Origin of the sequence: Ramlibacter sp. (assembly GCF_035706265.1) — a bacterium.
Classification (GTDB): domain Bacteria; phylum Pseudomonadota; class Gammaproteobacteria; order Burkholderiales; family Burkholderiaceae_C; genus Ramlibacter.
Window position 1 is genome coordinate 1 of sequence record NZ_DASSVG010000690.1, and the last position, 10,242, is coordinate 10,242.

The window sequence follows — 10,242 nt, forward strand, 5'->3', positions numbered from 1 at the left end:
AGATGATGAAGATGCACGAGGACCTGTTCCGCCGCATCCAGGCCGCGGGCAAGTCCGTCGGCATCCTGACGCTCGACGAGGCGCTGGCCCGGACGCACATCGACATGGGCGCCGGCTTCATCGCCGTGGGCACGGACAGCAACCTGATGGTGAAGTCCACCAGCGCGCTGTCCGGCAAGTTCAAGGGCGGGGCGCAGGCGCAGCAACCCGCTGCCAAGGGCAACTACTGAAAAAGAAGAAGGAGAGCCGCCGATGAACGCCGTCCTGCAGCCGCGCACGCCCGCCATGCACCCGGACGAATGGTCCGCCCGCATCCAGCTCGCCGCGGCCTACCGCATCTTCGACATGCTCGGCTGGACCGAGATGATCTACAACCACATCACCGTGCGGCTGCCGGACAGCGTGACGGGCGGTGCCAGGCAGTTCCTGATCAATCCCTTCGGGCTGCACTACTCCGAAGTCACGGCCAGCAACCTGCTGAAGATCGACATCGAGGGCAACAAGCTCGATGCCGACAATCCGTGGCCGGTGAATCCGGCGGGCTTCACCATCCACGCCGCCATCCACGACAAGGTGCCGGACGCGCACTGCGTGATGCACACGCACACCACCAACGGCGTCGCCGTGGCCTGCACCGAAGGCGGACTCGCCCAGAACAACTTCTATTCGGCGCAGCTGCACGACATGGTGGCCTACCACGACTTCGAGGGCATCACCATCCACGCCGACGAGGCGCCGCGCCTGCTGGCCAACCTGGGCGGCAAGCCGGTGATGATCCTGCGCAACCACGGCCTGCTGGCCATGGGGCCGACGGTGCCGCTCGCTTTCGTGCGGCTGTGGACGCTGCAGCGCGCCTGCGACGTCCAGATCGCGCAGGCGACGATGGGCCGTGCGATCCCGGTGTCGGAAGCGGTGGCCCGCCAGACCTCGCAGGACTCCTTCCAGTTCGAGCAGCGGTTCGGCGCCGGCCAGGACGTGTTCGACGCCATGACGCGCCTGATGGAAAAGCGCTGCGGCACCGACTACAAGTCATGAAACGAGTCTGCATCTACGGCGCCGGCGCGATCGGCGGCTGGGTCGGCGCCAAGCTGGCGCGGGCGGGCTGCGAAGTGAGCGTGGTGGCCCGCGGCGCCACGCTGCAAACCCTTCAGGCGAACGGTCTGCAGCTGGACGAAGGCGGCCAGACCCAGGGCGCGCCGGTGCGCGCCAGCGCCGCCCCGGCGGACCTGGGCGTGCAGGACCTCGTGGTCATTGCCGTCAAGGCACCGGCGATGGCCGAAGTGGCAAAGGCGATCCGCCCGCTGCTCGGGCCCGAGACCGTGGTGCTCACCGCCATGAACGGCGTGCCATGGTGGTTCTTCCAGGATTTCGGCGGCCGCTATGCCGGCACCCGGCTGAAGTCCATCGACCCCGACGGCGCCATCGCCGAAGCCGTGCCCGCGCGCCACATCGTCGGCTGCGTGGTGCATGCGAGCTGCGCGCTGCGCGCGCCTGGCCACGTGCAGCACCACTTCGGCAACAAGCTGATCATCGGCGAGCCTTCCGGTGAGCGGACGGCCCGCGTGCAGCGGCTCGCGGCCCTGCTCACCGAGGCAGGCTTCGAGACCGTGCTGTCCGAGCAGATCCAGAAGGACGCCTGGTACAAGCTGTGGGGCAACATGACGGTCAACCCAGTCAGCGCGATCACCGGCGCGACCACCAACCTGATCCTCGACGACGAGCTCGTGCGCGGCTTCATCTCGCGCGTGATGCTGGAGGCGCGCGAGATCGGCGAGCGCATCGGCATCCCGATCGCGCAGCAGCCGGAAGACCGGCACCAGGTCACGCGCAAGCTGGGCGCCTTCAAGACCTCCATGCTGCAGGACGTGGAAGCCGGCAAGCCGGTGGAGATCGACGCCCTGGTGACGGCCGTGAAGGAGATGGGCGAGCTGACCCGCGTGCCGACGCCGTTCACCGACGCGCTGCTGGGGCTGGCGCGCCTGCACGCCCGCGTCCACGGCCTGTACTGAGCCGGCGGAGCCGATGTCCGCCGTCATCCCCGCACCGGCGCGCGCGATCAGCGGCGCCGCCTTCGCCACGCTGCTGCTGATCGCGCTGATGATGGGCGGCAACCACGTGGCCGCGCGCATCGCCTTCAACAACGGCGTCGACGTGGCCACGGCGGTGGTGTTCCGCAGCACGGTCACCGCGGCGGTGATCGTCGCGATCCTCGCCTCGCACGGCGTGCGGCCCCGCTTCACGGCGCGCCACAAGCGCATGCTGCCGGTGATCGGGCTGTTGATCGGCGTGCAGAGCCTGTGCCTCTATTCCGCCGTCGCGCGGCTGCCGGTGGCGCTGGCGCTGCTGGCCTTCAACACCTATCCGATCTGGACGGCCGTCTGGGACGCCATCGTCTACCGGCGCCGGCCCGAGAAGACGATGCTGCTCGCGATGCCGGTGATCCTGGTGGGCCTGGCCCTGGCGCTGGACGTGTTCGGCGCCGCCTCCGGCCTGGGTGCCTCCGGCCAGTGGGCGCGCATCGGCGCCGGCGTGGCCTTCGCCCTCGCGGCGGCCGGAACCTTCGGCCTGGCGCTGGTGCTGACGCAGCACGAAGCCGGCGATGTCGACGGGCGCGTGCGCACCGCCACCACCATGACGCTCGCCGGCCTGGTCGCGCTCGCCACCGTCGCTTCGCAGGGCGGCTTCCACCTGCCCACGGCGCCGGCGGGCTGGGCGGGACTGGCCACCCTCACCTTCCTCTATGGCACGGCCTTCACCATCATGTTCACCGTGCTGCCGCGCCTGGGCGTGGTCGGCAATTCCGCGATCATGAACGTGGAGCCGGTGTTCGCGCTGGTGCTGGCCTGGCTGATCCTGGGCCAGGCGATCGCGCCGGTGCAGGTAGGTGGCGCGCTGCTGGTGGTCGGCGCGGTCGTGGCGCTCGGGCTGCGGAAGCGGTGAGCGCAGCGCGCGTTCACGAGCATCAAATCAACAACCTTAACGCAAAAGCCGCGAAAGGGAAACAGCCAAAGCCGCCAAAGAAATCCTTTTGAAGGATGTCCTTTTGCGGCTTTTGCGAAACCTTTTCGGCTTTTGCGTTAATGACCAGTGGTTTGCCGGCCCGTCCAAGCCACCCTCTCACTCCGCCACAACCACCGGCACCCGCGGCGCCACCGCGCACATCAGCTCGTAGCCCAGCGTCCCCGCGGCCGCGGCCACTTCGTCGATCGCCAGGATGGCGCCGTTCTCCGCCCTGCCCCACAGCGTGACCGGCGTGCCGAAGCCGGCCTGCGGCACCGGCGTCAGGTCCACCGCGCTCATGTCCATGCTGACGCGCCCGAGCAGGCGCGTGCGCACGCCGTCCACCAGCACCGGCGTGCCGGTGCCGCAGTGGCGCGGATAACCGTCGGCATAGCCGCAGGCGATCACGCCGATGCGCATCGGGCCCTCGGCGGTGAAGGCGGAGCCGTAGCCCACGGTGTCGCCGGCCTGCAGCTGCTGCACGGCGAGGATGCGCGTGGCGAGCGTCATCGTCGGCTGCAGGCCCCAGTGCGCGATGTCGTGCTGCGGATAGTCCGGCGCGCTGCCGTAGACGGCGATGCCGGGACGGATCCAGTCGCCGCGCACCTGCGCGTCGGCGGCATGGCGCAAGGCCGCGGCGCTGTTGGACAGGGTGCGCTCGCCCGGCAGGTCGCGGGTGGCCTCCTCGAAGGCGCGCAGCTGGTGGGCGATGCCGCGCGGGCCGTCGGCGTCGCTGAAGTGCGTCATGAAGGAGATCTCCTCCACCTGCGGCAGCGCGTCCAGGCGGGCCCAGGCGGCGCGGAAGCGCTGCGGCCCGAAGCCCAGCCGGTTCATGCCCGAGTTGAGCTTGAGAAATACCCGGTGCGGCACCTGCGTCTTGTGCGCCGCCAGCCAGTCGATCTGCTCGTCGCAGTGCACGGTGTGCCAGAGCGACAGGCGCGAGCACAGTTCCAGGTCGCGCGGCTCGAACACACCCTCCAGCAGCAGGATCGGGCCGCGCCAGCCCAGGGCGCGCACGCGCTCGGCCTCCTGCAGGTCCAGCAGGGCGAAGCCGTCGGCGCCGCGCAGCGCCTCGTACACCCGCTCGATCCCGTGGCCGTAGGCGTTCGCCTTGACCACCGCCCAGACGCGCGCATCGGGGGCGCTGGCGCGCATGCGCGCCAGGTTGTGGCGCAGGGCCTCGGTGTGGATGGTGGCCTGGATCGGACGGGGCATGGAAGCTCGCTTTCAACCCGGATTCTGTCATTACCCAGCGTGATATAACCCCGTGTCGCTGTGAGGCAGCAGAAGAATTCCGATGGACGCCCCGGCGGCGCCATCCACAAACAGGTACGGATGAAGCGCGGTTTCTACACCATCATGGCGGCGCAGTTCTTCTCGTCGCTCGCCGACAACGCGCTGTTCATCGCCGCCGTGGAACTGCTGAAGTCCTCGCGCGCGCCCGCGTGGCAGGCCGCCGCCCTGGTGCCCATGTTCGCGCTGTTCTACGTGGTGCTCGCCCCCTTCGTGGGCGCCTTCGCCGACGCCCGGCCCAAGGGCCAGGTGATGTTCCTCAGCAATGCGATCAAGGTGGTGGGCTGCCTGATGATGCTGCTGGGCATGCACCCGCTGGCCTCCTATGCCATCGTGGGCCTGGGCGCGGCGGCGTACTCGCCGGCCAAGTACGGCATCCTCACCGAACTGCTGCCGCCCTCGCAGCTGGTGAAGGCCAATGGCTGGATCGAAGGCCTGACCATCGCCTCGATCATCCTCGGCATCCTGCTCGGAGGCCAGCTGGTGGGCGCGGCGCTCTCGCACCGGATGCTGATGCTGGACTTCCCGGTCATCGACACCGGCATCGACACCCCGCCCGAAGCGGCGATCTTCGTCCTGATCTTCATCTACTGCATCGCCGCCTGGTTCAACCTGCGCATCCCGCTCACCGGGGTGGAGATGCGGCCGATCCCGCGCAATCCGCTGGAGCTGGTGCCCGACTTCTGGAGCTGCAACAGCCGCCTCTGGCACGACAAGCTGGGGCAGATCTCGCTGGCCACCACCACGCTCTTCTGGGGCGTGAGCGGCAACCTGCGCTACATCATCCTGGCCTGGAGCGCGGCGGCCCTCGGCTACACCACCACGCAGGCATCGTCGCTGTCCGGCGTGGTCGCGCTGGGCACGGCCGCCGGTGCCATCGGCGCTTCCATGCGCATGCGGCTGGACCGCGCCACCACCGTGATGCCCCTGGGCATCGCCATGGGCGTCCTGGTGATCTGCATGAATTTCATCGGCAACGTCTGGGTGGCCGCGCCCTTCCTGGTGCTGATGGGCGCGCTGGGCGGCTACCTGGTGGTGCCGATGAACGCGCTGCTGCAGCACCGCGGCCACAACCTGATGGGCGCCGGCCGCTCCATCGCCGTGCAGAACTTCAACGAGCAGGCCTGCATCCTGGGCCTGGGCGCCTTCTACAGCCTGTCGGCCGGCCTGGGCCTGACGGCCTTCGGCGCCATCACCGCCTTCGGTTTCGTGGTGGCCGGCGTCATGTGGCTGATCCAGCGCTGGCATGCGCGCAACTGCGTGCGCCACAAGGACGAAGTCGAGCACCTGCTCGCACTGGCGCGGCACGACAACGTCCATGGGTGAACGCGCGGCGCCGGTGCTGGCGCTGATGGTCAACGCCTGCGTCTGGGGCCTGTCCTGGTGGCCGTTCCGCGCGCTGCAGGCGCACGGCGTGCATGCGCTGTGGTCCACCGCGGTGATCTACCTCGCGGCCTTCGCCGTCTTCATCCTGGTGCGCCCGGCCGCCCTGCCGGAGCTGCTGCGCACGCCGGGGCTCTGGCTGCTGGCCGGCGCGGCGGGACTCACCAACGTCGGCTTCAACTGGGCCGTCACGATCGGCGACGTGGTGCGGATCGTGCTGCTGTTCTACCTGATGCCGGCCTGGTCGGTACTGCTCGCCTGGGCGCTGCTCGGCGAGCGGCCGTCTGCCGCCGGCCTGGGTCGGCTGCTGCTGGCGCTGGCCGGCGTGGCGGCGGTGCTGGACACGGGCGGCGTCGGCCTGCCGTGGCCGCGCGCGCTGGCCGAGTGGCTGGCGCTGGGCGCGGGCTTCTGCTTCGCGCTCACCAACGTGCTGCTGCGCAAACTCTCGCAGGTGACCGCCGGCTCGCGCGTGCTGGCCATGTTCGGCGGCGGCATGCTGATGGCGGGCGGCGTCGCGCTGGCGGGCGGGCTGCAGGGCGCCATCGCGCCGCTGCCGCGGCTGGACGGCGCGGGCTGGGCCATCGCGCTGCTGCTGGCGGGCGGCTTCCTGCTGGCGAACCTGTGCCTGCAGTACGGCGCCTCGCGCCTGCCGGCGCACACCACCGCGCTGGTGATGCTGTCGGAAGTGGTGTTCGCCAGCCTCTCCTCGGTGGCGCTGGGGGCGGCGGAACTCACGGCCCGCACGCTGGCCGGCGGCGCGCTGATCCTCGCCGCCGCCGCCTGGTCGGCGTGGCCTCGCCAGGAAAGGCCATACAGCGCACAATAGTTCGCATGGCCAGCGTCTACGACTTCGAAGCGCAGCAGATCGGCGGGCAGTCCGTGCCCCTGGCGCAGTTCCGCGGCAAGCCCCTGCTGATCGTCAACACGGCCAGTGCCTGCGGCTTCACGCCGCAGTTCGCCGGGCTGGAGGAGCTGCACCGGCAGTACGGCCCGCGCGGGCTGGTGGTGCTCGGGTTTCCCTGCAACCAGTTCGGCCACCAGGATCCGGGCAGCAACGAGGAGATCGCGCAGTTCTGCCAGGCGAACTACGGCGTGAGCTTCCCGATGATGCAGAAGGTCGAGGTCAACGGGACTTCCGCGCATCCGCTGTACCGGTGGCTCACCGCCGAAGCGCCGGGCCTGCTGGGCTCGAAGGCGATCAAGTGGAACTTCACCAAGTTCCTGGTGGGCAAGGACGGCACCGTGCTGCGCCGCTATGCCCCGCAGGACGCACCGGCCAAGCTGGCGAAGGACATCGAGGCGGCGCTGGCCGGCTGACGATGCGCCCCGGCCCTTGCCTCGCCCTGGTTTCGCTGCTGTTCGTGCTGGCGCCCTGCCGCGCGCAGGATTTCGTGCAGGACACCTGGAGCTCGCTCTACCTCGCCACCCAGCTCGCGCAGCAGCAGCGCTCCGCGTGCGCGGAGCTCGATCCGGCCCTGGGCCCCGGCCTGGATGCGGCGCTCGCGCGCCTGCACGAGGCGCACGGCGCCGGGGTGCAGGCGGGCCGGGCGGCGGCCGAGCGCCGCAGCGGCCCGGACGGCGTCGATCCGGTGGGGCGGTCCGTGGCCGAGCGCTACGCGCGCCGCTGGCAAGGCAAGGACGCGGAAGGCCGGCGCGCCGAATGCGCCGCGCTGGTGACGCACCTCGAGACGCATGCCGGCCGCTCGCGGCGCGAGCTGGTGGAGCCGACGTTCCGCAAGTGGTTCGCGCGCCAACAGGCGCAGCGCCAGATCCGTTGCGCCAGCCTGGACGGCGCCGCGCGCACGCTGGCGCGGCGCCTGCTCGCCGGCGAGGACATGGCGGCGCAGGCCCTGCGCGCCGACGCCAAGATGGCCGAGCGCGCCGCCGCCTGGTGCCAGCAGGTCCAGGCCGTCGCCGGCCGCGAGGACATCGCCGTGCCGGGCAACTTCGCCCTCATCCGCGAAACCGCGCGGGCGATTTCGGAAGCAGCAATGCCGGCCCTGGCGCGCGACCCCAGCCGGGCGCGGGCGAATGGCAGGGCGTCCGCGCGGAGATTCCTGGCGGAGCCGGATTGGTTGTGAGGGGCAGCGAGGCGCTGGAATCCGTGGGCTGGTGCTGAGGCGCCGGAACCCGTGGGCTGGTGCTGAGGCGGCGGCACCCGTGGGCTGGTGCTGAGGCGCTGGTCTCCGTAGGCTGGTGCTGAGCGCCGCAGGCCGAAGCCCAGCGATCAGCGAGCGCAGCGAAGCTGGGCTTCCTGCGCTTCGCGCGTCAGCACCAGCCTACGAATACCGCGCCAGCGCACAAATCCCGCGCCGCGTCTCACCCCACCAGCGCCTCGTCCAGCACCTCCACCCAATGCCGTACCGGCATCTGCGTGCCGCTTTGCAGGTGCGTGATGCAGCCGATGTTGGCGGACAGGATCGCCTGCGGCTGCAGGGCGGACAGGTGTCCCAGCTTGCGGTCGCGCAGGGTGTGCGCCATCTCCGGGTGCAGCACGGAATAGGTGCCGGCCGAGCCGCAACAGAGGTGCGATTCGTTCAGCGCCACGCGCAGCTCGAAGCCGAGCGCCGCCATGCCCTGCTCCACCCCGCCACGCAGCTTCTGGCCGTGCTGCAAGGTGCAGGGCGCGTGGTAGGCGAACACGCCGGGGCGCGCGCGCACCTTGTCCTTGAGCACCGGCACCAGCTGCGGCAGCAGCTCGCTCAGGTCGCGCGTGAGCTCGCCGATGCGCCGGGCCTTCTCCGCATAGGCCGGATCGTGCTGCAGGTGATGGCCGTACTCGCGCACCGTGACGCCGCACCCGGAGGCGTTCATCACGATCGCCTCGACCTCGCCGCGCTGCACGTACGGCCACCAGGCGTCGATGTTGCGGCGCATCTGCGCGCGCCCGCCATCCTGGTCGTTCAGGTGGAACTTGAGGGCGCCGCAGCAGCCCGCCTCCGGCGCGACGATGGCCTGGATGCCGGCCGCATCGAGCACCCGCGCCGTCGCCGTGTTGATGTTGGGCATCATCGACGGCTGCACGCAGCCGGCCAGCATCAACACCTTGCGCGCGTGGGTGCGCGTGGGCCAGCGACCGGCCCGGGTGGCCGCCGGCACCTTCTCGCGCAGGCGCTGCGGCAGCAGGCCGCGCACCGCCTGCCCCAGCTTCATCGCCGGGCCGAAGGCGCTCGAGGTCAGGCCTTCGCCCAGCGCCCAGCGCAGCGCGCGCGCCGGCGGGTCGCGCGGCACCTTGCGCTCGACGATGCCGCGGCCGATGTCCACCAGCCGGCCGTAGTCGACGCCGCTCGGGCAGGTGCTCTCGCAGTTGCGGCAGGTCAGGCAGCGATCGAGGTGCAGCTGCGTCTTGCGCGTCGGCTCGGTGCCTTCGAGCACCTGCTTGATCAGGTAGATGCGCCCGCGCGGGCCATCGAGCTCGTCGCCGAGGACCTGGTAGGTGGGGCAGGTGGCGGTGCAGAAGCCGCAGTGCACGCACTTGCGCAGGATGGCTTCGGCCTCGGCACCCTCGGGCGTGCCCTGGAACTCCGGGGAGAGATGGGTCTGCATCAGAGATGGGCGTAGAGCCGCCCGCGGTTGAAGATGCGCTGCGGATCGAACTGCAGTTTCAGTCGTTCGTGGAGGGCGGCCAGCGGCGGCGCCAGCGGGGTCGTGCGATCGCGCGCGTCGGAGCGGTCGGTGCGGAAGAGAGTCGCGTGGCCGCCTGCGGCCAGCGCCGCCTGGCGCACGCGCACGCCCTCGGCCGCCTCGGCGCGCACCCAGCGCTGGCCACCATGCCACTCGACCAGCGGCGGCTCGGGCAGGTCCAGCACCGGCGCGGTCTGCGGCACCGAGAGGCGCCACAGGTCGCGGCCGTCGCGCTCCGTGAACCAGGCCAGGCGCTGGTCGCGGCAGGCGTTCCATTCGGTGGCGGCGCCCGCGGTGTCGAGGCGCTCGCCGCCGAGGCTGCGGCAGGCTGCTTCCACCGCCGCGACGGCGCCGCGCAGGCGCAGGTACAGCGCCCCGTCCCCTGAAGGATCCCAGCCGCTCGCGTTCAGCGGCAGCGGCTGGCCACCCCAGGCGTTCAGCCGCTGCAGCGCCTCGGCCTGCGGGATTCGGAAGCGCAGCGTGGCCTCCGCCGGCGCCACCGGCAGCACCTTGAGGCTCACTTCGGTGATCAGGCCCAGCGTGCCCAGCGCGCCCGCCATGAGGCGCGAGACGTCGTAGCCGGCCACGTTCTTCATTACCTGGCCGCCGAACACCAGTTCCTCGCCGCGGCCATTGAGCAGGTTCAGGCCCAGGATGTAGTCGCGCACGGCGCCGACGCTGGCGCGCGCCGGGCCCGACAGGCCGGCGGCCACCATGCCACCGACGGTGGCGCCCTCCGCGAAGTGCGGCGGCTCGAAAGGCAGGCACTGCCCGCGTTCGGCCAGCGCCGCCTCCAGTTCGGCCAGCGGCGTGCCGGCGCGCACCGTGATCACCAGCTCGCTCGGCTCGTAGTTGACGATGCCGCGCAGCGCGGTCGTCTCCAGCAGCTCGCCTTCGAGCCGTTCGCCGTAGAAGTCCTTGGTGCCGCCGCCGCGGATGCGC

The 10,242-nt window shown here is 71.0% G+C and carries 10 protein-coding genes and 1 pseudogene; 8 read left to right on the forward strand and 3 right to left on the reverse strand.

Going from position 1 to position 10,242, the window contains the following annotated elements; all coding sequences use genetic code 11:
• The 4 genes and pseudogenes from VFM98_RS24765 to VFM98_RS24780 form a co-directional block, all read left to right on the forward strand.
• Positions 1 to 230 (forward strand): annotated as a pseudogene (locus tag VFM98_RS24765) (2-dehydro-3-deoxyglucarate aldolase); the annotation flags it as partial.
• Between the two features lie 22 nt (positions 231 to 252).
• A complete protein-coding gene (locus VFM98_RS24770; RefSeq protein ID WP_325112553.1) occupies positions 253 to 1,035 on the forward strand; it encodes a class II aldolase/adducin family protein in 783 nt (260 codons plus the stop codon).
• Positions 1,032 to 2,009 (forward strand): 2-dehydropantoate 2-reductase, encoded by a 978-nt coding sequence (locus tag VFM98_RS24775; protein WP_325112554.1) that lies wholly within the window; start codon positions 1,032 to 1,034, stop codon positions 2,007 to 2,009. The genes VFM98_RS24770 and VFM98_RS24775 overlap by 4 nt, the downstream gene beginning before the upstream one ends.
• A gap of 13 nt (positions 2,010 to 2,022) precedes the next feature.
• On the forward strand, positions 2,023 to 2,940 hold the full coding sequence (locus VFM98_RS24780) for a DMT family transporter (RefSeq protein ID WP_325112555.1): 918 nt from the start codon (positions 2,023 to 2,025) through the stop codon (positions 2,938 to 2,940).
• A gap of 177 nt (positions 2,941 to 3,117) precedes the next feature.
• Here VFM98_RS24780 and alr read toward each other — a convergent pair whose 3' ends face one another.
• Positions 3,118 to 4,215, reverse strand: a complete 1,098-nt coding sequence (gene alr, locus VFM98_RS24785; protein ID WP_325112556.1) for an alanine racemase — start codon at positions 4,213 to 4,215, stop codon at positions 3,118 to 3,120.
• Between the two features lie 120 nt (positions 4,216 to 4,335).
• Between alr and lplT the strand changes: the two genes are divergently transcribed.
• The 4 genes from lplT to VFM98_RS24805 are packed head-to-tail and all read left to right on the forward strand — an operon-like array spanning position 4,336 to position 7,757.
• Entirely contained in the window at positions 4,336 to 5,619 is a 1,284-nt protein-coding gene (lplT, locus tag VFM98_RS24790) for a lysophospholipid transporter LplT (RefSeq protein ID WP_325112557.1), read from the forward strand.
• Positions 5,612 to 6,502, forward strand: coding sequence for a DMT family transporter (locus VFM98_RS24795; RefSeq protein ID WP_325112558.1), 891 nt, complete (start codon positions 5,612 to 5,614; stop codon positions 6,500 to 6,502). Before lplT ends, VFM98_RS24795 begins: the two co-directional genes overlap by 8 nt.
• Positions 6,503 to 6,507: 5 nt before the next feature.
• Positions 6,508 to 6,993 (forward strand): glutathione peroxidase, encoded by a 486-nt coding sequence (locus tag VFM98_RS24800; protein ID WP_325112559.1) that lies wholly within the window; start codon positions 6,508 to 6,510, stop codon positions 6,991 to 6,993.
• Positions 6,994 to 6,995: 2 nt separating this feature from the next.
• Positions 6,996 to 7,757, forward strand: coding sequence for a hypothetical protein (locus tag VFM98_RS24805; protein WP_325112560.1), 762 nt, complete (start codon positions 6,996 to 6,998; stop codon positions 7,755 to 7,757).
• A gap of 238 nt (positions 7,758 to 7,995) precedes the next feature.
• Here the strand turns inward: VFM98_RS24805 and glcF are convergent, their stop codons facing one another.
• Positions 7,996 to 9,222, reverse strand: coding sequence for a glycolate oxidase subunit GlcF (gene glcF, locus VFM98_RS24810; protein WP_325112561.1), 1,227 nt, complete (start codon positions 9,220 to 9,222; stop codon positions 7,996 to 7,998).
• A partial coding sequence (gene glcE, locus VFM98_RS24815) for a glycolate oxidase subunit GlcE (protein ID WP_325112562.1) occupies positions 9,222 to 10,242 on the reverse strand: 1,021 nt, incomplete at its 5' end. The genes glcE and glcF, both read right to left, overlap by 1 nt.

Bases quoted from the DNA above. Each gene is read 5' to 3' on its own strand.
- VFM98_RS24775 (WP_325112554.1), top strand. From the start codon at position 1,032: ATGAAACGAGTCTGCATCTACGGCGCCGGCGCGATCGGCGGCTGGGTC.
- VFM98_RS24805 (WP_325112560.1), top strand. From the start codon at position 6,996: ATGCGCCCCGGCCCTTGCCTCGCCCTGGTTTCGCTGCTGTTCGTGCTG.
- alr (WP_325112556.1), bottom strand. From the start codon at position 4,215: ATGCCCCGTCCGATCCAGGCCACCATCCACACCGAGGCCCTGCGCCAC.
- lplT (WP_325112557.1), top strand. From the start codon at position 4,336: ATGAAGCGCGGTTTCTACACCATCATGGCGGCGCAGTTCTTCTCGTCG.
- VFM98_RS24780 (WP_325112555.1), top strand. From the start codon at position 2,023: ATGTCCGCCGTCATCCCCGCACCGGCGCGCGCGATCAGCGGCGCCGCC.
- VFM98_RS24800 (WP_325112559.1), top strand. From the start codon at position 6,508: ATGGCCAGCGTCTACGACTTCGAAGCGCAGCAGATCGGCGGGCAGTCC.
- VFM98_RS24770 (WP_325112553.1), top strand. From the start codon at position 253: ATGAACGCCGTCCTGCAGCCGCGCACGCCCGCCATGCACCCGGACGAA.
- glcF (WP_325112561.1), bottom strand. From the start codon at position 9,222: ATGCAGACCCATCTCTCCCCGGAGTTCCAGGGCACGCCCGAGGGTGCC.
- VFM98_RS24795 (WP_325112558.1), top strand. From the start codon at position 5,612: ATGGGTGAACGCGCGGCGCCGGTGCTGGCGCTGATGGTCAACGCCTGC.